The organism is Variovorax sp. W1I1, assembly GCF_030815625.1.
GTDB lineage: Bacteria > Pseudomonadota > Gammaproteobacteria > Burkholderiales > Burkholderiaceae_C > Variovorax > Variovorax paradoxus_C.
On sequence record NZ_JAUSWZ010000001.1, the window covers coordinates 6,325,519 to 6,349,219 of the forward strand.

General features: G+C 62.1%; 18 protein-coding genes, 2 tRNA genes and 3 rRNA genes. 12 read left to right on the forward strand and 11 right to left on the reverse strand.

What is annotated here, in order from left to right; translation table 11 throughout:
- The first annotated feature begins 3 nt into the window (after positions 1–3).
- From QFZ83_RS29475 to QFZ83_RS29485, 3 genes are all read left to right on the forward strand, one after another.
- On the forward strand, positions 4–1,581 hold the full coding sequence (locus tag QFZ83_RS29475) for a phospholipase D family protein (protein WP_306882917.1): 1,578 nt from the start codon (positions 4–6) through the stop codon (positions 1,579–1,581).
- An 86-nt stretch (positions 1,582–1,667) separates the two neighbouring features.
- Positions 1,668–2,825, forward strand: coding sequence for an ABC transporter substrate-binding protein (locus QFZ83_RS29480; protein ID WP_307511911.1), 1,158 nt, complete (start codon positions 1,668–1,670; stop codon positions 2,823–2,825).
- A gap of 99 nt (positions 2,826–2,924) precedes the next feature.
- Positions 2,925–3,290, forward strand: coding sequence for a hypothetical protein (locus QFZ83_RS29485; RefSeq protein ID WP_307511912.1), 366 nt, complete (start codon positions 2,925–2,927; stop codon positions 3,288–3,290).
- A 14-nt stretch (positions 3,291–3,304) separates the two neighbouring features.
- Here the strand turns inward: QFZ83_RS29485 and QFZ83_RS29490 are convergent, their stop codons facing one another.
- From QFZ83_RS29490 to QFZ83_RS29525, 8 genes are read right to left on the reverse strand one after another with little or no spacing between them, the layout of a single operon-like run.
- Positions 3,305–4,027, reverse strand: a complete 723-nt coding sequence (locus tag QFZ83_RS29490) for an ABC transporter ATP-binding protein (protein ID WP_307511914.1) — start codon at positions 4,025–4,027, stop codon at positions 3,305–3,307.
- Positions 4,020–4,787 carry an ABC transporter ATP-binding protein gene (locus QFZ83_RS29495; RefSeq protein WP_307511916.1) on the reverse strand — a complete coding sequence of 256 codons (768 nt, stop codon included), beginning with the start codon at positions 4,785–4,787 and terminating at the stop codon, positions 4,020–4,022. Before QFZ83_RS29495 ends, QFZ83_RS29490 begins: the two co-directional genes overlap by 8 nt.
- Positions 4,784–5,746, reverse strand: coding sequence for a branched-chain amino acid ABC transporter permease (locus tag QFZ83_RS29500; RefSeq protein ID WP_307511918.1), 963 nt, complete (start codon positions 5,744–5,746; stop codon positions 4,784–4,786). The genes QFZ83_RS29495 and QFZ83_RS29500 overlap by 4 nt, the downstream gene beginning before the upstream one ends.
- Positions 5,743–6,603 (reverse strand): branched-chain amino acid ABC transporter permease, encoded by an 861-nt coding sequence (locus QFZ83_RS29505; protein ID WP_306882923.1) that lies wholly within the window; start codon positions 6,601–6,603, stop codon positions 5,743–5,745. The genes QFZ83_RS29500 and QFZ83_RS29505 overlap by 4 nt, the downstream gene beginning before the upstream one ends.
- Before the next feature lie 35 nt (positions 6,604–6,638).
- Positions 6,639–7,838, reverse strand: coding sequence for an ABC transporter substrate-binding protein (locus tag QFZ83_RS29510; protein WP_307511920.1), 1,200 nt, complete (start codon positions 7,836–7,838; stop codon positions 6,639–6,641).
- A gap of 48 nt (positions 7,839–7,886) precedes the next feature.
- Positions 7,887–8,210: a 2Fe-2S iron-sulfur cluster-binding protein gene (locus tag QFZ83_RS29515; RefSeq protein WP_306882925.1), complete on the reverse strand. Its 324-nt coding sequence runs from the start codon at positions 8,208–8,210 to the stop codon at positions 7,887–7,889.
- 15 nt (positions 8,211–8,225) lie between these two features.
- The gene (locus QFZ83_RS29520; RefSeq protein WP_307511922.1) at positions 8,226–9,671 is read right to left on the reverse strand and encodes a glutamine synthetase family protein; all 1,446 of its coding nucleotides are present in this window, start codon (positions 9,669–9,671) and stop codon (positions 8,226–8,228) included.
- Between the two features lie 11 nt (positions 9,672–9,682).
- On the reverse strand, positions 9,683–11,014 hold the full coding sequence (locus QFZ83_RS29525; RefSeq protein ID WP_307511924.1) for an aromatic ring-hydroxylating dioxygenase subunit alpha: 1,332 nt from the start codon (positions 11,012–11,014) through the stop codon (positions 9,683–9,685).
- Between the two features lie 284 nt (positions 11,015–11,298).
- On the opposite strand from QFZ83_RS29525, the gene QFZ83_RS29530 reads away from it, so the two are divergent.
- Both QFZ83_RS29530 and QFZ83_RS29535 read left to right on the forward strand, forming a co-directional pair.
- Positions 11,299–12,033, forward strand: a complete 735-nt coding sequence (locus QFZ83_RS29530; protein WP_306882928.1) for a GntR family transcriptional regulator — start codon at positions 11,299–11,301, stop codon at positions 12,031–12,033.
- 88 nt (positions 12,034–12,121) lie between these two features.
- The gene (locus tag QFZ83_RS29535; protein ID WP_306882929.1) at positions 12,122–12,745 is read left to right on the forward strand and encodes a TetR/AcrR family transcriptional regulator; all 624 of its coding nucleotides are present in this window, start codon (positions 12,122–12,124) and stop codon (positions 12,743–12,745) included.
- An 82-nt stretch (positions 12,746–12,827) separates the two neighbouring features.
- On the opposite strand, the gene QFZ83_RS29540 is transcribed toward QFZ83_RS29535, so the two are convergent.
- A complete protein-coding gene (locus QFZ83_RS29540; protein ID WP_306882930.1) occupies positions 12,828–13,634 on the reverse strand; it encodes a metallophosphoesterase in 807 nt (268 codons plus the stop codon).
- A 126-nt stretch (positions 13,635–13,760) separates the two neighbouring features.
- On the opposite strand from QFZ83_RS29540, the gene QFZ83_RS29545 reads away from it, so the two are divergent.
- On the forward strand, positions 13,761–13,934 hold the full coding sequence (locus QFZ83_RS29545) for a hypothetical protein (protein WP_306882931.1): 174 nt from the start codon (positions 13,761–13,763) through the stop codon (positions 13,932–13,934).
- 14 nt (positions 13,935–13,948) lie between these two features.
- Here QFZ83_RS29545 and QFZ83_RS29550 read toward each other — a convergent pair whose 3' ends face one another.
- Entirely contained in the window at positions 13,949–14,929 is a 981-nt protein-coding gene (locus tag QFZ83_RS29550) for a LysR family transcriptional regulator (protein WP_257862842.1), read from the reverse strand.
- A gap of 110 nt (positions 14,930–15,039) precedes the next feature.
- On the opposite strand from QFZ83_RS29550, the gene QFZ83_RS29555 reads away from it, so the two are divergent.
- The 6 genes from QFZ83_RS29555 to rrf all read left to right on the forward strand — a co-directional run bounded on the left by QFZ83_RS29555 (position 15,040) and on the right by rrf (position 21,545).
- Entirely contained in the window at positions 15,040–15,582 is a 543-nt protein-coding gene (locus QFZ83_RS29555) for a hypothetical protein (RefSeq protein WP_306882932.1), read from the forward strand.
- Positions 15,583–16,293: 711 nt separating this feature from the next.
- Positions 16,294–17,828, forward strand: a 16S ribosomal RNA gene (locus tag QFZ83_RS29560).
- Positions 17,829–17,907: 79 nt separating this feature from the next.
- Positions 17,908–17,984, forward strand: a tRNA-Ile gene (locus QFZ83_RS29565).
- Between the two features lie 29 nt (positions 17,985–18,013).
- Positions 18,014–18,089: transfer RNA gene (locus tag QFZ83_RS29570), tRNA-Ala, on the forward strand.
- A gap of 324 nt (positions 18,090–18,413) precedes the next feature.
- Positions 18,414–21,287 (forward strand): 23S ribosomal RNA (locus QFZ83_RS29575).
- A 145-nt stretch (positions 21,288–21,432) separates the two neighbouring features.
- Positions 21,433–21,545: ribosomal RNA gene (rrf, locus tag QFZ83_RS29580) — 5S ribosomal RNA — on the forward strand.
- Together the 16S, 23S and 5S rRNA genes with 2 tRNA genes alongside form the textbook arrangement of a ribosomal RNA operon.
- Positions 21,546–21,718: 173 nt before the next feature.
- Here rrf and QFZ83_RS29585 read toward each other — a convergent pair.
- On the reverse strand, positions 21,719–23,584 hold the full coding sequence (locus QFZ83_RS29585) for a phosphoenolpyruvate carboxykinase (GTP) (protein WP_306880880.1): 1,866 nt from the start codon (positions 23,582–23,584) through the stop codon (positions 21,719–21,721).
- Positions 23,585–23,701: the final 117 nt, after the last annotated feature.

Here is a 23,701-nt window from a genome sequence, read left to right on the forward strand (position 1 = left end):
CCCATGCGCGCCTCCCTCATTCGCGGTTTCACGGCCCTCGTCGGGGTACTTGCGGCCGCCTGGCTGACCGGTTGCGTCAGCCTTCCGCCGCCGGAGCCACGGGCGCCGGTCACGGCCTTCACCGATGTGGGGCAGACCGAACTCGGCCAGCTCGCGGCCAAGGGCGTGCCGGGCGACTCCACCGCGCTCTCAGGTTTCCGGCTGCTGCCCGAGGCGGCTTTCGCATTCGATGCACGCATCTCGCTCGCACGCCACGCCGAGAAGTCGCTCGACGTGCAGTACTACCTGATCCAGAAGGACGACGTCGGCCTCCTGTTCCTGAAGGAACTGCGCGAGGCCGCGGCGCGCGGCGTGCGGGTGCGCCTTTTGGTGGACGACCTCTACACCGCCGGCGAGGACGAGGTGTTCAGTTCGTTCTCGGCCTTTCCGAACGTGGAGGTGCGGCTCTTCAATCCGCTGCCGTCGCGGGCCGACTCGCTGGCCACGCGGCTCCTGTTCTCCCTCACCGATTTCGGCCGCATCAACCACCGCATGCACAACAAGATGCTGATCGCGGACAACAGCTTCGCGGTCTCGGGCGGACGCAACATCGGCAACGAGTACTTCATGCGCAGCACGGCTGCGAATTTCATCGACATGGACGTGATCTCCAGCGGCGCGGTCGTGCGGCAGATGTCCGAGGGGTTCGACCGCTACTGGAACAGCTCGCACGCCTGGCCCATCGAGCGCATCGCACCGCTGCGCACGACACCCGAGGCCGCGCAGCAACGCTTCGACGCGATCGTGCGCACGGCCGTGCCCGACGTGCCGATCCGCCCGCGCGACGTGCTGAACAAGTCGCCCGTCGGCGAGCAGCTCATCACCGGCAAGATCGACCGCTACTGGGCGCTGGGCACGCTGTTTGTGGACGACCCCGAGAAGATCACGCGCAAGGCCGACGATGCCTACGCGGGCAGCGTGACCGAGGGGGCGCTGAGCGTCATCAACTCGGCCCGGCGCGAGGTCAAGATCGGCTCGCCGTATTTCATTCCGGGCACACGCGGCATGGAGATGATGAAGAAGGCCATCGAGAGCGGCGGCCGCATCACCGTGATCACCAATTCGCTGGGCGCCACCGACGAACCGCTGGCCTATGCGGGCTACGAGCGCTATCGCGCCGACATGCTGAAGATCGGCGTCACCATCTACGAGATCGCGCCCATGCTCACGGCGCGCTCGGGGCAGTTCGGCGACTTCGGAAAGACGATCAGCCGGTTGCACGCCAAGCTCGCGGTGATCGACGACGAGCGCTTCTTCGTCGGCTCGATGAACCTCGACCACCGCTCGGCTGCGGTCAACACGGAGGTAGGCCTCGTGATCGACAGCCCCGAACTCGTGGCCGACTACAACAAGCTCATGAACAGCCAGCGCATCAACCTGGGCTACCGGTTGCGTCTTGCGCCCAACGGCCGGCGCGTGCAGTGGCTCGAATACGACGATGCCGGCGGCGACATCGTCCACGAAGACGAGCCCGGCGAATTCCTCTGGCTGCGCTTCAAGAACTGGCTGCTGCTGCCCATCGTGGGCGAAGAACTGCTGTAGCTGGCTGTCATCTCCGGCACGGTGACGTGCGTTACATTTCTGAGTGAAATGTGAATTTTTGTCACTGAATTCTGGAGACCTCGACCATGACCGTTCCCGAGCAGCGCGTGTTCCTTGCGCCGCCCACCACCAGCCGTCGCCGTGTGCTGACCGGACTGGCCGCCACCGCCGCCGCGGGCCTGGGCATGCCGGCCTTCGCGCAGGGCAAGCCGATCCGCATCGGGACCACCTTCGACAACAGCAGCGTGGAGAAGGCCAACGGGCAGGGGCTCTTCCAGGGTTCGAGCGCGTTCTTCAACGCGCTGAACAAGTCGGGCGGCCTCAACGGCACCAAGGTCGAGCTGGTCATGGCCGACGACACCTTCAAGCCCGACGTGGCCAAGGCCAACGCGCTGGCCTTCGAGAAGGACAGCTCCGTGCTCGCGCTGCTGCACCCGCTGGGCACCCGCCAGACCTCCGAAGTGATGGACGCCGTGCCCGGCATGGCCGTGGTCGGCCCGATCACCGGCACCGTCGCGCTGCGCAAGAAGACCGCGCCCAACACCTTCTGGGTGCGGGTGAACTACGACCAGGAAGTCGAAAAGCTGGTGACCACGGCGGCCGTGCTGGGCCAGAGCCGCATCGGCCTCGTGCATTCGAACGATCCGCTGGGCCAGTCGGTGCTGGCGGCATTCAAGGCCGCGCTCGCGAAGGCGAAGCTGGAGCCGGCCGTCATCGCGACCACGCCCAACACCACCAGCATGGAGGTCGGCCCCGCGGCCGAAGCCATTGCCAAGGCCAAGCCGCAGGTCATCATCATCGGCCTGGCCGGTACGGCGCCGGTCTTCATGAAGGCGCTGCGCGACGCGGGCGGCAACAGCTCGGCCTACGGTCTTTCGATCACCGCCAGCGCGTTGGCCGCGATGGGCGACCTCGCACGGGGCCTCGGCTTCGTGATCGTGGTGCCCTCGCCGTATTCGACCAAGTTCGAGATCGTGCGCCGCTACCAGGCCGACATGGTGGCCAACGGCACCAAGGATTTCTCGCTCACCAGCCTGGAGGGCTACATCAACGCCGCCGTGCTCGCCGAGGGCCTTCGCCGTGCGGGCGGCTCGCCCACGCGCGCCTCGGTGATGGCGGGCCTGGCCAGCATCGAGAACTTCGACCTGGGTGGACTGAAGATCAACTACGGTCGCACGAACCGCGAAGGCGGGCATTTCGTGGACGTGGCCGTGATCGGCAGCCGCGGGCAGATGCTGAGCTGACCCGGGTTCGTACCGCGCGCCGTGGCGCGCGGTAGCGTGCATCGGTACTCCGGTGGACGCCGGCCTCTGTTTCCGGGGGCGCGACCTTACAGTGCGCGCATGGTCCTCGACTTCTGTATTTCCTTCGGCCTGGCCGCGCCCGTGGTGCTGAGCGTCGTTCTCTATCAAGTCGGCCATCGCGCCGTCGCGCAACGACGGGTGGGTCCGGTGACGGCCAGTCTCGTCTACGGATTGTGCGTGGCGGCGTTGCCGCTGGCCGTGTGGTGGGGCGTCCACGCCCTCGCGGAGTTCTACCTCGTCAGTGACAGCACTTCGTTCTGGAAGCCTGTGTTGCAGATCGGGCTGGCCTTCATCATGTATGCGTACCTCTGCATCTCGTGGGCCCTGAGCTTCGTGGCTGCGTGCCTCGCCGCGTGGCGCTTTACGGTCTGCGCGAACCGGTTGAAGCAAGAAGCCTTGGCCTGACGCCAGGGCCGCGGTCAGCTCACCACGTCCTCAGCGATTCCCACGCCGAGCAGCCCTTCGAGCAACCCCTTGTCGGCCGCGAGCCCCGCGCTCGGGCCGGCGTGCACCACGGTGCCGCGCTCCAGCACGATGGCCTGGTGCGTCATCTCCAGCGCCAGCACCGGGTGCTGCTCGACCACGATCGACGCCAGCCCTTCCGATTCGCACAGCCGCCGGATCGCCGCGGAGAGCTCCTCCACGATGATCGGCGCGAGGCCCTCCATCGGCTCGTCGAGCAGCAGGAGCTTGGGGTTGGTCATCAGCGCGCGGCCGATGGCCAGCATCTGCTGCTCGCCGCCCGAGAGCTGGTTGCCGTAGTTGCCGCGGCGCTCGCGCAGGCGCGGAAAGAAGTCGTAGACGCGCTTCAGGTTCCAGCCGCCCAGCCGCGCGATCACCGTGAGGTTTTCCTCGACGGTGAGCGAGGGGAACACCTCGCGCTCCTGCGGCACCCAGCCCAGGCCGGCGCGCACGCGCTGGTGCGACGGCCAGCGTGTGATGTCGGCGCCCTGCCAGCGGATCGCACCCTGCATCACGCGCGTGTTGCCCATCAGCGTTTCGAGCAGCGTGGTCTTGCCCACGCCATTGCGCCCGAGGATCGCGAGGCTTTCGCCCTGCTGCAGCGAGAAGTCGAGACGGTCGAGCACCACGGCATTGCCGTAGCCGGCTGTGACGTGGTCGAAGGCGAGCGCTTCAGGCATGGCGGTGGGAGCTTCCAAGGTAGACCTCGCGCACGCGCGGGTCGGCGCCGATTTCGGCGGGCGTGCCTTCGGTGAGGATGCGGCCGCCCACCAGCACCGAGATGCGGCGCGAGAAGCGGAACACGAGCTTCATGTCGTGCTCGATGAAGAGCACGCTGATGTCGTCCGGCAGCGCCGCGATGGCTTCGAAGAGCTCGCCGCTTTCGCCTTCGGGCACACCGGCCGCCGGCTCATCGAGCAGGAGGATGCGGGGCTTGGCGGCTAGCGCGAGTGCGATCTCCAGTAGCCGCTGCTTGCCGTAGGCCAACTCCGAGACCGGCACGTCGGAAAGGCTGTCGAGCTTCAGCGTGCCGAGCAGCGCATGCGCTTCGTCGAACACTGCCGTGCAGCCCTTGAGCGGCCGCCACCAGGTGGCGCCCAGCCCTTCGCGCTCGCTGATCGCCAGCACCACCGACAGGAGCGGCGTGAGGCTGGGGAACAGCGTGTTGATCTGGAAGGTGCGCGCCAGGCCCATGCGGGCGCGCTTGTCGCCCGACAGGCGCGTGATGTCGCGCTCGCCCATGTGGATCGACCCGCTCGTGGGCTTGAACACGCCGGTGAGCAGGTTGATGAGCGTGGTCTTGCCCGCGCCGTTGGGACCGATCAGCGCCTGCCGCGCGCCGGGCTCGAGCGAGAGGTTCACCTCGCTCACCGCCTGGAAGGCGCCGAAGCGGATGCCGAGGTCGCGGGTGCGCAGGGTGTGCGTCGCTGTGGGGGTCATCGCGCCTTCCCCGTCCGCACGAAGCGCGAGAGCGCGCCCATGATTCCGCCGCGCCCTAGCATCACCGCCGCGATCAGGAAGATGCCGAGCCAGAACATCCAGTACTGCGGATTCATGTCCGCGAACCAGTCGTGCACCAGCATGTAGACGATGGCGCCGATCATTCCGCCGTACAGGCGCCCGGTGCCGCCGAGCACCAGGATGATCAGCACCTCGGCCGAGCGGTTGAAGCCGATCGACTCGATGCCGACGAACTGCGTGGTCTGCGCGAGCAGCGCGCCCGCCACGCCGGCCACCGCGGCCGAGAAGGCATAGGCCATGCGCAGGCGCGCCTCGACCGGCGAGCCGATGGCCGTCATGCGTTTGCGGCTGTCGTGGATGCCGCGCAGCGCCAGGCCGAAGGGCGAGCGCAGCACCAGTCGCACCAGCAAGAACATCGCGAGCACCACGGCGAAGGCATAGCCGAATGCGGTCTTGCCGTAGAGATCGAACTCGAAGAAGCCGAGCACCGGCGCGATGACCACGCCCTGCAGCCCGTCGGTGCCACCGGTGATACCCGAGAGCCGGTTGGCCAGCTCGTACAGCAGCACGCACACGCCGATGGTGATCATCAGCCGCGTGAGGTCGGCGCCGCGCACCACGAGGTAGCTGAGCGCATAGCCGAGGAGGCCGCTCACAACCAGCGCGAACGCAAGGCCGGTGAAGGGCTCGCTCCAGCCGTACTTGGCGAGCAGGCCGGCAGCGTACGCGCCCGCGCCGAAGAAGGCCGCATGGCCGACGGTGAGGATGCCCGCGTAGCCGAGCGCCATGTCGAGCGACACGGCGAACAGGCCGAAGATCATGATCTGGCTCATCAGCGTGAGCTTGTCGGGCAGAAGGAAGAAGCTGGACGCGAGCGCGAGCCAGAAGGCGACTTCGGCGATGCGCAACTGCGCGGGAGACACCGTGAGGGCTTTCATGCGAGCCCCTTCTTCGCGACGATGCCGTTCGGCCGCACCAGCAGCATGACGATCATGAAAACGTAGATAAGAAAAGCGCCCGCTTCAGGCCAGTAGTACTTGCCGGCGACGTCGACGATGCCCACCAGCAGTGCCGCGATGAACGGCCCGGTGACAGTGCCCGCACCGCCCACGCACACCACCATCAGGAAGTAGACGAGGTACTTGAGCGGGAACGACGGCTCCAGCCCCAGCATGCCCAGGCTCAGTGCGCCGCCCAGGCCCGCGAGGCCGCAGCCCAGCGAGAAGGTGAGAAAGAAAAGGCGCTGCACATGGATTCCGGTGCCGCCCGCCACGCGCTGGTTGTCGACTGCCGCGCGCACCATCGCGCCGTAGCGCGTCTTGCCGAGCACCAGCAGCAGGGCAGCCAGCACGGCCACGCCGCAGACGATCAAAAAGAGCCGGTAGCGGCCCACTTCGAGCCCGCCGATGGCGACCTGCCCGTCGAGCGCCGGAGGCAGCGTGAACGGCTGCATCGTCGGCCCGAAGAAGTAGGTGAACGCGGCGATCGACACGAACACCACGCCGATCGACAGCAGCACCTGGTCCAGCGGATGCGCGCGGTACAGCCGCCGGTAGAACACGAACTCCAGCACCGCGCCCACCAGCGCCGCGGCGACGAAGGCGGCCGCGAGGGAGAGCCCGAAGCCGAGCCCCCAGTGGTTCATCAGCAGGCTCGCCGCATAGCCGCCCACCATCGCGAAACTGCCGTGCGCGAGGTTGACGAAGTTCATCAGCCCCATCGTGATGGACAGGCCCACGCCGATGAGGAACAGGAGCATGCCGTAGGCCACCCCGTCGAAGATCACGATGCCCATGGGCCTCCTGGTGCTGCTGCCTGCCGACGTGCCGTTTAGTTCGAGCTTTCCTTGGCCGGGTCCTTCACGCGGTCGAACTTGTCGAACTCCACGTTCACCAGCTGGCCGTTCACGCGCTCGGTCTTGCGGATGTAGACGGTCTGCACGATGTCGCGCGTGAGCGGATCGACCTCGATCGGGCCGCGCGGGCTCTCGAAGCGCAGGCCGCGCAGCGCGTCCATGAACTTGTCGCCGCTCGCATCGCCCTTGGTCTTCTGCAGCGTGAGGTCGATGGCGGCCATGGCGTCGTAGGCGGTCACGGCGAAGTAGCTCGGGCGCAGCTTGGTGCCGTTGTCGGCGGCGAAGTCCTTCACGAACTTCTGGTTCTTGGGCGAGTTGTGGGCGAAGGAATAGTGATGGCTGGTGACGAGCCCCAGCGCCACGTCGCCGGTGGCGTCGAGGTAGCTGTCGTCGGTGGCTTCGCCGGTGGCGTAGAGCTTGATGCCGGCCTGCTCCATGCCGCGCTCCTTCCATACCTTCAGGAAGGCCGGCGGCATCACGCCCGAGGGGAAGAAGAAGAACACGGCCTGGGGCTTGGCGTCCTTGATGCGCTGCACGTAGGCCGAGAAGTCAGGGTTGTTCATCGGCGTGCGTACTTCGCCCGAGACCTTGCCGCCGCCGGCGGTGAAGGTCTTCTTGAAGGCGGTTTCGGCATCCACGCCCGAGGCGTAGTCGGCGACCACGGTGTAGGCGTCCTTGATGCCTTCCTTGAGCATGAAGCGGGCCATCGGGTCGGTGACCTGCTGCACGGTGAACGACAGCCGCGCGATATAGGGCGAGCTGTTGGTGATGGCCGAGGAGGCTGCGTTCATCACGATCGTCGGGATCTTGGCCTGCGTGGCGATAGCGCCGACGGCGTAGGCGTTGGGGCTGAAATCCAGGCCGGTGAGGATGCTCACCTTGTCGCGCACGACCAGCTCCTGCGCGATGCGCTTGGCGGCATCGGGTGCGGGGCCGGCGGTGTCTTTCTTGACGATCTCGACGGTGCGCCCGCCCACCTTGCCGCCGTGCTCCTTCAGGTACAGCGCGATGCCTGCATCGAACTGGCGGCCGTAGTCGGCGTAGGGGCCGGAGTAGGTGGCGATGAGGCCGATGCGCAGCGGCTCGTCGGCAGCGTGCGCCGCCACGGTGCCCAACATGCCGAAGCCGGCGAGCAGGAGGGTCGAGAGAACGGTTCTCTTCGTCATCGTCGTCATGGAAAAACGCCTTTCAGGTGGAATGGATGCGGAGCGGGCGAGTGTGCTTCAGACCTGTGTCTCGGGAACACGCACGGTGAGGCCGTCGAAGGCCGCGGTCACGGTGAGCTGGCAGCTCAGCCGCGAGGTGGGTTGGCGCTCGGAGGCGACGACTTCGAGCAGGGCGCTCTCCATGTCGTCGGGTGGCGGCAGCAGGTCGGCGAAGGCGTCGTCCACGTAGACGTGGCAGGTGGCGCAGGAGCAGCAGCCGCCGCACTCGGCGTCGATGCCGCGCACGTTGCCGCGGATGGCGGTTTCCATGACGCTGGCGCCGATCTTGGCGTCGACCGCGCGGCTGGTGCCGTCCTTGAGGATGTAGTGGATCGTGGGCATGTCGTGGGGACTTGTTCAGAACATGTCGAAGTACTCGCGGTGTTCCCACTCGCTGACTTCGAGGTTGAAGCGAGCGATTTCCGCTTCCTTGATGTGGCAGAGGTAGTCGATGAAGACCTTGCCCATCTGGGTGTTGAGCATCTCGTCGCGGCGCAGGCAGGCGAGGGCGTCGCCGAGCGAGCGCGGCAGGTGCTCTGCCGGTGTTTCGTAAGGTGCATCAGCCGAGGGACCGGGGTCGGTCTTGTGGCGGATGCCGTCGAGCCCCGAGAACAGTTGCGATGCGAGGTACAGGTACGGATTGGCCGTCGGCTCGCCCACGCGGTTCTCGATGCGCGAGGCGCTCTGACCCACGCCGCCGAGCACGCGCAGCATCGCGCCGCGGTTGTCCCTGGCCCAGATCGCGCGGTCGGGCGCAAGCGAGAAGGGGCGGTAGCGCCGGTAGCCGTTGATCGTGGGGCTCGCGAGCGCGGCCGCGCCACAGGCGTGCGCCTTCAGGCCGCCGAGGTAGTGCATGCCGATCTCGCTCAGGTCCTGGCCTGCGGCCTCGGGCATGAACGCGTTGACGCCATCGCTCTTGCGGCGCAGCGACTGGTGCAGGTGCCAGCCGCTGGACATCACGTTCGGGATCTTCGGCCGGCACATGAAGCTGGCGTGCAGCCCGTTGCGCTGGCAGATCTGCTTGATCGCGCTGCGCAGCAGCACCATGGTGTCGGCGGGCATCACGCCGGCCGTGGGGCCGAAGGTCAGCTCGAACTGGCTCGGGCCGAATTCGATTTCCAGCGAGCGCAGCGGGAGACCCAGCGCGATCAGGTTCGAGCGCAGCAGCTCCATCAACCCGTCGACGCGGTCGTAGCGCAGCTCTGTGAGGTACTGGTGGCCGTGCGAGAGCAGCGACACGCGCGGCGGCTCGCCGGGCTGGCCCGAATCGGCCAGGCCCATGCGCGCATCGTCCAGCTTGAAGACATGGAACTCCACCTCGAGGCCGGCGATGAAGTCGAGGCCGAGGTCGTCGAGTTGCCGCACCGCGCGCTGCAGGATCTGCCGCGTCGCGAAGGGGCAGGGCTTGCCGTCGGCCATGTAGGCGTCGCACAGGATCCAGCCGGTGCGCGGCGCCCACGGCAGCACCTTGAAGCTGGCGGGGTCGGCCACGATGGTGAAGTCCGCGCCGCCCTGCAGGCCCTCGATGGCGAAGCCGCCGTTGGTGGTGAAGACCGGGAACACGGTCTTGTGCGAGGTGTCCTTGGCCAGCAGTGTCGACGTGAGGTTCACGCCCTCCCACAGCGCCGAGCGCGCCTCGGTGGCGACCAGCGTCTTGCCGCGCAGGATGCCGTGCTGATCAGGCCAGGCGAAGCGCACGAGGTCGACCTCGCCGCTGTCGATGCGGCGCACGAGTTCGCGGGCCTGTGCGTGTTGGTCGTCGGACCAGAGACCGAAGCGGTCGACGAAGGTGTTGGTGTTCATCGCGTGTGCGCTCAGGCGGCGAGCCGTGCGGAGGCCCAGTCGGACTTCAGGCGGCGCGCGCGGTCGGCTTCCTGCCAGTAGGTCTCGGTGGCGGCTTCATCGATCACGTGGCCGATGCCGTCGATGGAGGGCGGGCCGGTCATCGTGCTTGCCTGTGCGGCATCGATCAGCATCGGCGCGGTCTCGCCGGCCAGCGTGGCCTCGATGGCCTTCACCAGCACGCGGCGGTAGGCAATGATTCCCTTGTCGGTGCTGCCCAGGTGCTCGCGCGTGCGGTCCTGGATGGCGCCTTGCGATTCCACCGCCCACTGGTCGTGCACGTTGATGTCGTCGCCCATGCCGGTGTAGGTTTCGGTCAACTGCTCGTCGATGCTGTAGCCGTAGTTGTTGCGCTTGTTCTTGCGCGAGGTGTAGTCGGGCAGCTCGTAGAGCTTCAGGCGCTGGTCGCGCATCTGCTCTTTGTCGACCGGGCCGGTGAAGCTGGTGAAGATGGCGTACCAGTAGCAGTGCGTGTCGTCCACTGGCACATGCCATTGCGAGATGGTCATCTCCGCGCTCATCGGGATCACGAACGCCTGCGGGAACACGACATTGGTCACGCGCACGTGGGTGGTGTCTTCCGAAAGCTTGCGCAAAGCCTTCAGGCGGAAGCCGTAGTCGGTGGGCTCCACGCTGATCTCGGGCCGGTCGTACTCGCGCAGCACCTTGGTGATCGGCATGTCGGAGTCGGCCGAGGCGCCGCGGAACTGCTTGCCGTAGCTCTCGGAGGTGTCCTCGTCCTCGAAGAAGCGGTGCAGGTACGAGGCGTGCGCGGGGTCGATGCCCACTTCGAGCGCCTGCAGCCAGTTGCATTCGAACAGGCCCTTGAACGCGAAGGTGTGGGTATCGGGGGCGACGAAGCAGTCGAAGTCGGGGAAGGCCGGGGGTTCGCCCTCGCCGATGTACGCGAAGACGACGCCGGCCTTCTCGACCACCGGATAGGCCGACTGCTTGATGCGGCTGCACAGCTTGCTGGTGGCGGGCTCGGCGGGGGTTTCGAGGCAATTGCCCTTGGCGTCGAACAGCCAGCCGTGGAAGGCGCAGCGGATTCCGCCGTTCTCCAGCCGGCCGAAGGCGAGGTCGGCGCCGCGGTGCGGGCAGTCGCGGTCGAGCATGCCGAGCTGGCCGCTCTCGTCGCGGAACAGGACGAAGTCCTGGCCCATGAGCTTCACGGGCTTGACCGGGCGCGGACCGGCCAATTCGTCGGCCAAGGCAACCGGCTGCCAGTAGCGGCGCAGCAGCTTGCCGGTGGGGGCGTCGCGTCCGACGCGGGTGATGAAATCGTTCTGCTCGGCGCTGATCATCTTGCGGGCTCCATCGTGGGTCTTCGGAAAGAGGCTGCAAGACATTGCATGCAACTGTATGCATTGTCTTGGTGATCCCCGATCCGGGTCAAACTTTCATCTGCGGTTTTGCCCTCATTTGGGGCTTGTGGTGCTCGAAATCAGGGTTAACGCTGAGTGTGGCGTGTGTTTTTGACACTTCTTGTGACGTGATGCATGCAACAAGCGAGCCAGGGTAAATATCTTGCGTGCAATGATCGACCCGTCTCCTAGAATCCGCTCATTCCTGCTCCCGGCGCCTCCTGATGGACTCTCAACAATCCCGCGTGCTCGTGCAGTTGCGCGACATGATCCTCAAGGGCGGATTCGTGCCCGGAGAGCGGCTGGCCGAGATCCCGCTCGCCGAAAAGCTCGAAGCCTCGCGCACCCCGGTGCGCCTTGCGCTCGCCAGCCTCGAGCACGAAGGCCTCATCGAACAATCGCCCAGCGGCGGCTACCAGATGCGCCGCTTTACTTCGCAGGAAGTGGCCGACGCGATCCGCGTGCGCGGCGTGATCGAAGGCTTCGCGGCGCGCCTGCTGGCCGAAGACGGCGCATCGCGCCAGTTGCTACGCGACCTGAAGGATTGCCTGGACGCCGGCGACCGGGCGGTGAACAAGCCCACGATGGAAATCGACGACTACGCCGCCTACGTCGAGATGAACGACCGCTTCCACAAGCTCATCGTCGAAGGCTGCGGCAACCTCGCGCTCAAGCGGGTGATGGACATGCTCGGCGGCCAGCCCTTCGCCGCACCCAGCGCGATGCTGCCGATGCAGTCGTCGATGGAAGAGGGTCAGCAGTGGATGCGCCAGGCGCATCGCACGCACCACGCGATGGTGCAGGCCATCGAGCGCGGGCAAGGTTCGCGCGCGCAGGCGCTGGGCGAGGAGCACGTTGAAATCGCGCGCATGAACCTCGATTACGCACTGGAGCGGCCCGAGCTTGCGGCCGAGTTGATGCCGGGCATCAAGCTGGTTTCCAAAGGGCGCAACGCCTGAGTGGAACTGGCCGGTCTGCATCGAAGACCGGACGGTATTTCCGCACTCGCCCCGTCTGGCCGGCGACGGTCAAGACTAGAATTTCCGCATGACCACCGCTGCTGCCGCCCCCGCCAAGCCCTCGTTCAAGGAACAGATGCTGCAGGCCCGCGAAGAGGCCATCGTCCAGACCGCGAACCGTCTGCTCGCCGAGAAGGGTTTCGAATCGATGACGGTCGACGAGGTCGCGGCCTCCGTCGGCATCGCCAAGGCCAGTCTCTACAAGCACTTTCCCAGCAAGGAAGACCTCGCAGCCGCCGCGATGGTGCGCCTCATGCAGCGCACGCAGGATGTGCTTACCTCTGTGCCGGCCGACCAGAAACCCATCGACAAGCTGCGCGCGGTAGTGCGCTGGTCCATGGAAGCACAGCTGGCCGGCGAGATGCCATCGCTGCCGCACCAGAACTCGAGCCTGCGCGCCGCGCTGATGAACAACCGCGGCTATCTCGACCGGCTGGTTGCGATCAGCGACACGCTCGGCGGCTGGATCCAGGCCGCGCAGGCCGATGGCACGCTGAACCCGAAGCTGCCCGCGATTGCCGTGCTCTACACGCTGTTCGCTCGCGCCTGCGATCCGGTGCTCGGTTTCCTCAAGTCGAGCGGGCTGCAGAGCGATGCGGAGATCGTCGACCTGGTGCTAGGCACCTGTTTCGACGGGCTCGCCTCGCGCTGAACGCGCTTTCGTTCTTCGCCGTTCAACCGCGCCGCGGGATTTGCCGCCGACACTTCGCAGGCGGCGAAGTGTCGGATGGCCGCTATTTGACTTCGATGAGCAGGTCGGGCCTGTAGCCCTCTTGCTCGCCGTTGCGCTTGTAGCCCAGCGGATTGGCCACCACGCGGCAGCTGTCCTTCACATAGTCGAAAGCGCAGTGCAGATGGCCGTGCAGCCAGAGCTGGGCGTTTGGCAGGAGTTCGTCCAGGGAATTGCAGAAACCGGCGGTGCCGGGCGTCAGTCCGTACCGCGGATCGGCGCTTGCCAGCGTTGGCGCGAAGTGCGTGATGGCAACCGTGGTGCCGTCGAAAGGCTGGGTCAGCGCTTCGCGCAGCCACGCCTGGCACACAAGGGCCTGCTCGCGCAGCGGGCCGGACAGGAAGATTTCGCCGTGGCGCCGGGTGGCCATCTTTTCCAGGTAGAAATCGGCAGCGCGCATCGCCTTGCCGCGCTTCTTGAGCGCATCGGCCAAGCCGTCGGTGGGTTCCACCAGCGCGTCGAAGTCGGCCCAGAGCGTGGTGCCGACGAAGCGGATGCCGTCGATGACGAGGGTTTCGCGCTCCAGCCATTGGATGTCGAGCTCGGCGCAGAGTGCGCGCAGACGGTCGTGCGTCTCGTCGAAGTCGGCGTTGTCGTATTCGTGGTTGCCCGGGACATAGATCACCGGCACCGGCCAGCCGTTGCGGGGCGAAAAACGGCCCAGGCCGAAGTCGGTGTCCGCGAGCCGGGAGCCTTCCTGGTAGGAGCCGATGTCGCCTGCCAGGACCAGCAGGTCGGCGCCCGGAATCGGCTCGGCGTGGAAGCGGGGGTGGGACTCCAGGTGCAGGTCGGAGAGCAGTTGAAGCTTCATCGTCGGGTCAGTCTAGGTGAATTGCCTCATGCATGAAGCGCATAAGGCCAGGGTTGTTTTCCTAGGGAAAACCCTTAATCTTGGAGCATCAACCACTCAGAGCACGGCCATAAGCCGCGCAACACCATGTTCAGCCTCATCGCCCAAGTGGCCCGTTTCTTCCGTTCCTCCAGCGACAGCGCACCGGCCAGCCACGCCGCCGCGCTGATGGAAAGCGCCGACGTTCGCGCCGGTCGCGGTGCGCACCACGCGCAGGAACTGCGCGCCGCCGCATCCGCCTGGCTCAGCGTCGTCCGCTGATCGACCAACGCCGGTCAGTCGGGCACCTTCTGCCCGAGGATCGAGCCCGCGAAGGCTGCCGCGGCCGACCGCAACAGCGCGGTCCGCAGCCATTCATGCGCATGCCCATGCTGGGCGCGCCGGTGCCAGATGGCATCCACGTGCACCGGCGGCTGGTCGAAGGGCAGGTCGCGCAGCACCAATTGGTCGTCGATGCCGGTCACGGTCACGAAGTGGCGGGGCAGCACGGTCAAGAGGTCTGAGTTCGCGACCACCCGGCCCGCCGTGAAGAACTGGTTCACCGTCACCACGATGCGCCGCTCGCGCCCCATGGCGCCGAGCGTCTGGTCGATGAAGCCGTACGGGCGCCCCGAGAAACTTACCAATAGATGCCGCGCGGCGCAGTAGTCGTCCAGCGTGAGCGGCGCGTTCGCGAGCGGATGGCCACGGCGCATCACGCATACATATTGGCCCAGGTAGAGCCGCTGGGTCTCGAACGGCACTCCCACTCCCGATTGGCCCCGCGCCGCCAAGCTGGCGATGACCGCCGGGAAGTAGCCGATCGCCATGTCGACCTCTTCGTTCTCCAGCATCCGGCGCGGATCGCGCGTGGTCAGCGGGAGCACGCGCAGGGAAATGGCGGGGGCTTCTTTTTCGGCGATCTGCACCAGGCCGGGGATCAGTTCCGCCGCGGTGGCGTCGGCCATGGCCAGCAGGAAGGTGGTGTCGGCGGTCGCCGCGTCGAACTCGCCTGGGGCCAGGGTGTGTTGCAGCTGGCGCAGCGCGTCGCGCACTGTGGGCCAGAGCGCCAGCGCCCGCGGCGTGGGCTCGACACCGGCGCCGGCGCGGCGCACAAGCTCGTCACCCATCACTTCGCGAAGGCGCCGCAACGCATTGCTCACAGCCGGCTGCGTAATAGAAAGGTTGCGGGCGGCGCGGGTGAGGTTGCGCTCCGCCATTACCTCGTCGAAGACGCGAAGCAGGTTGAGGTCAAGCGTGCGGAAGTTGACATCCATCAGTGCTGTGAATGATAAACATCAGAAAGATAAAGTGGCAAAGCACTAGGGTAACCCCTAATATCACGGCATCGGCACTCGTTGCCATTAATCCCCGGAGGGATCGCACCATGACCAGCTTTGTCCACGTTGACCAACCTACTGTCCACCCCGGCGTCCGTCGCGCCGAAGTCCTGTTCGGCCAGATCCAGGCCGCCCGCGCAGGCGCCGAAGGCGCCCGTCCGCTGATCGCCTTGTTCATCGTTGCCATCGCTGCAGCGGTTCTGGTGGTCGCCGACACGCTCGTCTCCAACTGGAGCGAAGGCGCATTGCTCGCCGCATGGACCATCTTCTGCCTCGCAGCGATCGCCTTGTTTGCGCTGTTCGCCAGCTCGGTGCGCAAGAGCAGCATCGCTGGCCTCTGGCAAGCCGCCGCTGAGCGCCGTGCAGCAGCCCGCGCCGACGCACGTTTCATGGAAACCGCGAAGAACGATCCGCGCGTGATGCAGGAACTGCAAGCCGCCGTGTGGCGCCAGCAATCGGAAGGAACTGTGCCTGCCGCTGCAGTTGCCAAGGTCGACGCGCTGGCTCGCATGAGCACCCGCTCGCAGGAAGCGCGCATGCCGACGCTCTATGAAGCGATGCGCCGCATGAACAGCTCGCGCTATTACTAAGCTGAGCTGAGGCTCGCTCGAGATAGATAGCCGCCTTCGGGCGGCTTTTTCTTGTTTGGTCGAATCCTCCTTGGGCAGCTGCGGCTCGCTCCCCCCACTAGTTAGTAAGAGAAGAGCGTGCGGGCTGCGCGTGCGCTAAGGGGATCATGAGCGACCTTGCCTGCAAGTAGGGGCGGTTCGCACGCACCGCGTGAACAAAACATCTCCGGGTTGGCGCCAAGCTGAAAAAGCGATGTATACTCGTGGGCTCGGCTGACAACGCATTGATTGATGTGTTGTTCGGTGGTTGCCCTGGAAGGGGTGGTTGCTGAGAGTTGGCTGAGAAAAAGATTCTTCGAAGTTGACTGGATTGCAAAAAACAGTGCATAATCGAAGGCTCCGCTGAAACAGCTTCAGCGTCTCGCAGCGAAGGTTGCGGGGTGCAAATAAGAAGATGTTGAAAGCGAAAAAAGTTTGACGGTTCTGTAAAAACCGTGATAGACTACAAGGCTTCGCTGATCGCAGCAAGGCAAGACGAAGTAAACGAAAAGTTGCTTCGGTGATCGTTAAAAATTTACAGCCGATAAGCGTGGGCGTTTGAAGGTAATTGCGTAAGTTCTTCGGAACAAGTCGCAAGACTTAAAAACGCTCATGAGATAGAAGTGAAGTTCACTTTAATTCTTTTTTCATGAGTTTTGCTTGACCGCGAGGTCAGGCGCAAAAATCAAGATCGAACTATAGAGTTTGATCCTGGCTCAGATTGAACGCTGGCGGCATGCCTTACACATGCAAGTCGAACGGCAGCGCGGGAGCAATCCTGGCGGCGAGTGGCGAACGGGTGAGTAATACATCGGAACGTGCCCAATCGTGGGGGATAACGCAGCGAAAGCTGTGCTAATACCGCATACGATCTACGGATGAAAGCAGGGGATCGCAAGACCTTGCGCGAATGGAGCGGCCGATGGCAGATTAGGTAGTTGGTGAGGTAAAGGCTCACCAAGCCTTCGATCTGTAGCTGGTCTGAGAGGACGACCAGCCACACTGGGACTGAGACACGGCCCAGACTCCTACGGGAGGCAGCAGTGGGGAATTTTGGACAATGGGCGAAAGCCTGATCCAGCCATGCCGCGTGCAGGATGAAGGCCTTCGGGTTGTAAACTGCTTTTGTACGGAACGAAACGGCCTTTTCTAATAAAGAGGGCTAATGACGGTACCGTAAGAATAAGCACCGGCTAACTACGTGCCAGCAGCCGCGGTAATACGTAGGGTGCAAGCGTTAATCGGAATTACTGGGCGTAAAGCGTGCGCAGGCGGTTATGTAAGACAGTTGTGAAATCCCCGGGCTCAACCTGGGAACTGCATCTGTGACTGCATAGCTAGAGTACGGTAGAGGGGGATGGAATTCCGCGTGTAGCAGTGAAATGCGTAGATATGCGGAGGAACACCGATGGCGAAGGCAATCCCCTGGACCTGTACTGACGCTCATGCACGAAAGCGTGGGGAGCAAACAGGATTAGATACCCTGGTAGTCCACGCCCTAAACGATGTCAACTGGTTGTTGGGTCTTCACTGACTCAGTAACGAAGCTAACGCGTGAAGTTGACCGCCTGGGGAGTACGGCCGCAAGGTTGAAACTCAAAGGAATTGACGGGGACCCGCACAAGCGGTGGATGATGTGGTTTAATTCGATGCAACGCGAAAAACCTTACCCACCTTTGACATGTACGGAATTCGCCAGAGATGGCTTAGTGCTCGAAAGAGAGCCGTAACACAGGTGCTGCATGGCTGTCGTCAGCTCGTGTCGTGAGATGTTGGGTTAAGTCCCGCAACGAGCGCAACCCTTGTCATTAGTTGCTACATTCAGTTGGGCACTCTAATGAGACTGCCGGTGACAAACCGGAGGAAGGTGGGGATGACGTCAAGTCCTCATGGCCCTTATAGGTGGGGCTACACACGTCATACAATGGCTGGTACAAAGGGTTGCCAACCCGCGAGGGGGAGCTAATCCCATAAAACCAGTCGTAGTCCGGATCGCAGTCTGCAACTCGACTGCGTGAAGTCGGAATCGCTAGTAATCGTGGATCAGAATGTCACGGTGAATACGTTCCCGGGTCTTGTACACACCGCCCGTCACACCATGGGAGCGGGTTCTGCCAGAAGTAGTTAGCTTAACCGCAAGGAGGGCGATTACCACGGCAGGGTTCGTGACTGGGGTGAAGTCGTAACAAGGTAGCCGTATCGGAAGGTGCGGCTGGATCACCTCCTTTCTGGAAACAAGCAATTTAATTTAAACGCCCACACTTATCGGTTGTTGGAAGAAGTCGAAATCTTCATTGATTCTCGATTGGGTCTGTAGCTCAGCTGGTTAGAGCACCGTCTTGATAAGGCGGGGGTCGTTGGTTCGAGCCCAACTAGACCCACCAAATCTTCTGATTTCTCGTGTGAGAGTTTTGGGGGATTAGCTCAGCTGGGAGAGCACCTGCTTTGCAAGCAGGGGGTCGTCGGTTCGATCCCGTCATCCTCCACCAATAAATCGATACTTAAATTCAACACCAAAGCGGCTTTGTGCGCGAGCATGAGGCTTCTTTGTTGTTGATCGAGATCTCTTGATCAATCGGCTGTTCTTTAAAAATTCATAGAGTCGAATCAGCGTTGCTGATGGAAACTGCACATTCGTAAAGGTTTAGTGCAGACCGTGCCATCAGCAACATAGAATTTTTGATTGCGTCAAAAGAAACTTCAATTTCGAGTCAAATCGAATTTTGAATGTAACGGCATAACGCGTCAGGTGAAAGACCTGACATATTCCTTGAAATGATTTTGTAGTTTCGAAAGAAACGTCAAAGTTATAGGGTCAAGTGAATAAGAGCACGTGGTGGATGCCTTGGCAATGATAGGCGACGAAGGACGTGATAGCCTGCGATAAGCTTCGGGGAGCTGGCAAATTAGCTTTGATCCGGAGATTTCCGAATGGGGAAACCCACCGAAAGGTATCGCATGATGAATACATAGTCATGCGAGGCGAACCGGGTGAACTGAAACATCTCAGTAGCTCGAGGAAAAGACATCAACCGAGATTCCGAAAGTAGTGGCGAGCGAAATCGGAAGAGCCTGTTAGTGATAGCACAAGACATAACGGAACAGTTTGGAAAGACTGGCCATAGCGGGTGATAGCCCCGTACGTGAAATGACCTGTGTGGTACTGAGCTAACGACAAGTAGGGCGGGACACGAGAAATCCTGTCTGAATATGGGGGGACCATCCTCCAAGGCTAAATACTCATCATTGACCGATAGTGAACTAGTACCGTGAGGGAAAGGCGAAAAGAACCCCGGGAGGGGAGTGAAATAGATCCTGAAACCGCGTGCTTACAAAAAGTAGGAGCCTCGTAAGGGGTGACTGCGTACCTTTTGTATAATGGGTCAGCGACTTACATTCAGTGGCAAGGTTAACCGAATAGGGAAGCCGTAGAGAAATCGAGTCCGAATAGGGCGATCAGTCGCTGGGTGTAGACCCGAAACCAAGTGATCTATCCATGGCCAGGATGAAGGTGCCGTAACAGGTACTGGAGGTCCGAACCGACTAGTGTTGCAAAACTAGCGGATGAGCTGTGGATAGGGGTGAAAGGCTAAACAAACTTGGAAATAGCTGGTTCTCTCCGAAAACTATTTAGGTAGTGCCTCAAGTATTACCATCGGGGGTAGAGCACTGTTTTGGCTAGGGGGTCATGGCGACTTACCAAACCAAGGCAAACTCCGAATACCGATGAGTACAGCTTGGGAGACAGAGCACCGGGTGCTAACGTCCGGACTCAAGAGGGAAACAACCCAGACCGCCAGCTAAGGTCCCTAAAATTGGCTAAGTGGGAAACGAAGTGGGAAGGCTAAAACAGTCAGGATGTTGGCTTAGAAGCAGCCATCATTTAAAGAAAGCGTAATAGCTCACTGATCGAGTCGTCCTGCGCGGAAGATGTAACGGGGCTAAGCCAGTTACCGAAGCTGCGGATTTGCAATTTATTGCAAGTGGTAGGAGAGCGTTCTGTAAGCCTGTGAAGGTGCGTTGTAAAGCGTGCTGGAGGTATCAGAAGTGCGAATGCTGACATGAGTAGCGTTAAAGGGGGTGAAAAGCCCCCTCGCCGTAAGCGCAAGGTTTTCTACGCAACGTTCATCGGCGTAGAGTGAGTCGGCCCCTAAGGCGAGGCAGAGATGCGTAGCTGATGGGAAACAGGTCAATATTCCTGTACCGTTATATAGTGCGATGTGGGGACGGATCTTAATAGGTCATCCAGTTATTGGATTATTCTGGTTTAGTTGGATGTAGGCGTGCATTGGGCAAATCCGGTGCACATATACCGAGGCCAACGATCGAGCGGACTTGTCCGTGAAGTGACTGAACGAGGTTCCAGGAAAAGCCACTAAGCTTCAGCTATATACGACCGTACCGCAAACCGACACTGGTGCGCGAGATGAGTATTCTAAGGCGCTTGAGAGAACTCAGGAGAAGGAACTCGGCAAATTGACACCGTAACTTCGGAAGAAGGTGTGCCCTATTAGTGTGTAGTGAACAACGAAGCATGAATGGGTTGCAAAAAATCGGTGGCTGCGACTGTTTATTAAAAACACAGCACTCTGCAAACACGAAAGTGGACGTATAGGGTGTGACGCCTGCCCGGTGCTGGAAGATTAAATGATGGGGTGCAAGCTCTTGATTGAAGTCCCAGTAAACGGCGGCCGTAACTATAACGGTCCTAAGGTAGCGAAATTCCTTGTCGGGTAAGTTCCGACCTGCACGAATGGCGTAACGATGGCCACACTGTCTCCTCCTGAGACTCAGCGAAGTTGAAATGTTTGTGATGATGCAATCTCCCCGCGGAAAGACGGAAAGACCCCATGAACCTTTACTGTAGCTTTGTATTGGACTTTGAACAGATCTGTGTAGGATAGGTGGGAGGCTTTGAAGCAGGGTCGCTAGATCTTGTGGAGCCAACGTTGAAATACCACCCTGGTGTGTTTGAGGTTCTAACCTAGGTCCATTATCTGGATCGGGGACAGTGCATGGTAGGCAGTTTGACTGGGGCGGTCTCCTCCCAAAGCGTAACGGAGGAGTTCGAAGGTACGCTAGTTACGGTCGGACATCGTGACGATAGTGCAATGGCATAAGCGTGCTTAACTGCGAGACTGACAAGTCGAGCAGATGCGAAAGCAGGACATAGTGATCCGGTGGTTCTGTATGGAAGGGCCATCGCTCAACGGATAAAAGGTACTCTGGGGATAACAGGCTGATACCGCCCAAGAGTTCATATCGACGGCGGTGTTTGGCACCTCGATGTCGGCTCATCTCATCCTGGGGCTGTAGCCGGTCCCAAGGGTATGGCTGTTCGCCATTTAAAGAGGTACGTGAGCTGGGTTTAAAACGTCGTGAGACAGTTTGGTCCCTATCTTCCGTGGGCGCTGCAGATTTGAGGAAGCCTGCTCCTAGTACGAGAGGACCGGAGTGGACACACCTCTGGTGTATCGGTTGTCACGCCAGTGGCATTGCCGAGTAGCTAAGTGTGGAAGAGATAACCGCTGAAAGCATCTAAGCGGGAAACTCGTTTCAAGATGAGATCTGCCGGGGCCTTGAGCCCCCTAAAGAGTCGTTCAAGACCAGGACGTTGATAGGTCAGGTGTGGAAGCGCAGTAATGCGTTAAGCTAACTGATACTAATTGCTCGTGCGGCTTGACCCTATAACTTTGATCAATCAGATCAAGGTGTTATGCCAAGTTGACGCATTCAAAATATATTCAAGCAAGCGCAAGACAATTGCGCGCTGATTCCAAACTCTATGAATTCGTTTATCTGATCATGTGATCAGGTAAGCAACCCTTTATGCCTGATGACCATAGCGAGTTGGTACCACTCCTTCCCATCCCGAACAGGACAGTGAAACGACTCAGCGCCGATGATAGTGCGGGTTCCCGTGTGAAAGTAGGTCATCGTCAGGCTCTTACAGCCCAGAAAACCCCAGTCAGCAATGACTGGGGTTTTTTGCATTTGGACAAACCACTTCAATTACCGACGCCAAATCGTGAGTAATTGATGTTGGCTAAACCAGCGGCCAAGAAAAAGCCCGGTGGATTGCTCCACCGGGCTTTTTCTATTTAAGAACTGCTGAGGATCAGGCAGCCAGGCGCTGCTCAATAGCAGCCTTGGTCTCCGGCAATTCCTTTGGCAGGTGATGCGACAGCTGTTGAAACAACTCCGCGTGCAGCTTCAGTTCCGCTTGCCAGGCTGCCTTGTCGATGCTGGTCACAATCGCGAATTGCTCTGCGCTGAATTCCAGCCCCGTCCAGTTCAGATCTTCATACCGCGGGCTCACACCAGTGATGTGCTCGACGCCTTCCGTCTTCTTGCCCTCGATGCGATCGATCATCCACTTCAGCACACGCATGTTCTCGCCATAACCAGGCCAGACGAACTTGCCGTCGACGCCCTTGCGGAACCAGTTGGTCGTGTAGATCTTCGGCAGCTTCGCGCCCGAGGCCTCGAGCTTCTTGCCGACGTTGAGCCAATGCTGGAAGTAGTCGGCCATGTTGTAGCCGGCGAACGGCAGCATCGCGAACGGGTCGCGGCGCACCACGCCTTGCTGGCCGCCGGCGGCTGCCGTCGTTTCAGAGCCCATCGTTGCGGCCATGTAGACGCCCTCGACCCAGTTGCGGGCTTCGGTCACCAACGGAACGGTCGTCGAGCGGCGGCCACCGAAGATGAAGGCGTCAATCGCGACACCCTTCGGATCGTCCCAGGCGTCATCCAATGCCGGGTTGTTGGTCGCGGCCACGGTGAAGCGCGAGTTGGGGTGCGCTGCCTTGGCGCCCGTTTCCTTGGCGATCTGCGGCGTCCAGTCCTTGCCCTGCCAGTCGGTCAGGTGCTCGGGCAGCGTCTTGGTGTCCTGCTCCATGCCTTCCCACCAGACGTCACCGTCGTCGGTCAGCGCGACATTCGTGAAGATCACGTCGCTATTCAGGCTGTCCATGCAGTTCGGGTTGGTCAGCATGTTGGTGCCGGGCGCCACGCCGAAATAACCGGCTTCGGGATTGATCGCGTACAGGCGGCCGTCCTTGCCGGGTTTGATCCAGGCGATGTCGTCGCCGATGGTCGTGACCTTCCAGCCTTCGAAACCGGCGGGCGGCACCAGCATCGAGAAATTCGTCTTGCCGCAGGCACTCGGGAAAGCGGCGGCCACGTGGTACTTCTTGCCCTCGGGGTTCGTCACGCCGAGGATCAGCATGTGCTCAGCCAGCCAGCCTTCGTCGCGGCCCATGTTCGAGGCGATGCGCAGCGCGAAGCACTTCTTGCCCAGCAGCGCATTGCCGCCGTAGCCCGAGCCATAGCTCCAGATCTCGCGCGTCTCGGGGTAGTGAACGATGTACTTGGTCTTGTTGCAGGGCCAGGACACGTCCTTCTGCCCGGCTTCGAGCGGCGCACCCACGGTGTGAACGCACGGCACGAACTCGCCGTCGGCGCCCAGCACCTCGTACACAGCCTTGCCCATGCGGGTCATGATGCGCATGTTGACCGCCACGTACGGCGAATCGGAAAGTTCGATGCCGATGTGTGCGATCGGCGAACCCAGCGGGCCCATGCTGAACGGCACCACATACATCGTGCGGCCCTTCATGCAGCCGTCGAAAAGCGGCTGCAGCGTCGCACGCATCTCGGCCGGGGCCATCCAGTTGTTGGTGGGGCCGGCGCTTTCCTTCTCGTTGGAACAGATGAAGGTGCGGTCTTCGACGCGCGCGACGTCGGTCGGGTCGGACACCGCGAGGAACGAATTGGGTCGCTTGGCGGGGTTGAGCTTCTTGAAGGTGCCCGCGTCGACCAGTTGCTGGCAGAGGCGGTCGTACTCTTCCTTGCTGCCGTCGCACCAGTAGATGGCCTCGGGTTTGCACAGCGCGGCCATGTCGGCCACCCAGGCAATCAGTTTCGCGTTCTTGACGTATGAGGGCGCCTGAATGGTGAGGCCCTTCATCGTGGGTGCGTTCATCGGAAATCTCCTAAGTTGAAAAATCGTCTTTCCGAACGGGACGCCGTGCCTGCATGGGCGCGGAGGTCCGTTTGAGAAAACGTTTCGCGAAGGGAGATTGCGCTGCCGCGGGCCGCA

What these genes read in the sequence shown, in the direction of transcription:
- QFZ83_RS29495 (WP_307511916.1), bottom strand. Translation starts at nt 4,787, where the DNA reads ATGACCCCCACAGCGACGCACACCCTGCGCACCCGCGACCTCGGCATC.
- QFZ83_RS29505 (WP_306882923.1), bottom strand. Translation starts at nt 6,603, where the DNA reads ATGGGCATCGTGATCTTCGACGGGGTGGCCTACGGCATGCTCCTGTTC.
- QFZ83_RS29550 (WP_257862842.1), bottom strand. Translation starts at nt 14,929, where the DNA reads ATGGATGTCAACTTCCGCACGCTTGACCTCAACCTGCTTCGCGTCTTC.
- QFZ83_RS29500 (WP_307511918.1), bottom strand. Translation starts at nt 5,746, where the DNA reads ATGAAAGCCCTCACGGTGTCTCCCGCGCAGTTGCGCATCGCCGAAGTC.
- QFZ83_RS29540 (WP_306882930.1), bottom strand. Translation starts at nt 13,634, where the DNA reads ATGAAGCTTCAACTGCTCTCCGACCTGCACCTGGAGTCCCACCCCCGC.
- QFZ83_RS29520 (WP_307511922.1), bottom strand. Translation starts at nt 9,671, where the DNA reads ATGAACACCAACACCTTCGTCGACCGCTTCGGTCTCTGGTCCGACGAC.
- QFZ83_RS29515 (WP_306882925.1), bottom strand. Translation starts at nt 8,210, where the DNA reads ATGCCCACGATCCACTACATCCTCAAGGACGGCACCAGCCGCGCGGTC.
- QFZ83_RS29535 (WP_306882929.1), top strand. Translation starts at nt 12,122, where the DNA reads ATGACCACCGCTGCTGCCGCCCCCGCCAAGCCCTCGTTCAAGGAACAG.
- QFZ83_RS29530 (WP_306882928.1), top strand. Translation starts at nt 11,299, where the DNA reads ATGGACTCTCAACAATCCCGCGTGCTCGTGCAGTTGCGCGACATGATC.
- QFZ83_RS29475 (WP_306882917.1), top strand. Translation starts at nt 4, where the DNA reads ATGCGCGCCTCCCTCATTCGCGGTTTCACGGCCCTCGTCGGGGTACTT.
- QFZ83_RS29480 (WP_307511911.1), top strand. Translation starts at nt 1,668, where the DNA reads ATGACCGTTCCCGAGCAGCGCGTGTTCCTTGCGCCGCCCACCACCAGC.
- QFZ83_RS29485 (WP_307511912.1), top strand. Translation starts at nt 2,925, where the DNA reads ATGGTCCTCGACTTCTGTATTTCCTTCGGCCTGGCCGCGCCCGTGGTG.
- QFZ83_RS29545 (WP_306882931.1), top strand. Translation starts at nt 13,761, where the DNA reads ATGTTCAGCCTCATCGCCCAAGTGGCCCGTTTCTTCCGTTCCTCCAGC.
- QFZ83_RS29585 (WP_306880880.1), bottom strand. Translation starts at nt 23,584, where the DNA reads ATGAACGCACCCACGATGAAGGGCCTCACCATTCAGGCGCCCTCATAC.
- QFZ83_RS29525 (WP_307511924.1), bottom strand. Translation starts at nt 11,014, where the DNA reads ATGATCAGCGCCGAGCAGAACGATTTCATCACCCGCGTCGGACGCGAC.
- QFZ83_RS29510 (WP_307511920.1), bottom strand. Translation starts at nt 7,838, where the DNA reads ATGACGACGATGACGAAGAGAACCGTTCTCTCGACCCTCCTGCTCGCC.
- QFZ83_RS29555 (WP_306882932.1), top strand. Translation starts at nt 15,040, where the DNA reads ATGACCAGCTTTGTCCACGTTGACCAACCTACTGTCCACCCCGGCGTC.
- QFZ83_RS29490 (WP_307511914.1), bottom strand. Translation starts at nt 4,027, where the DNA reads ATGCCTGAAGCGCTCGCCTTCGACCACGTCACAGCCGGCTACGGCAAT.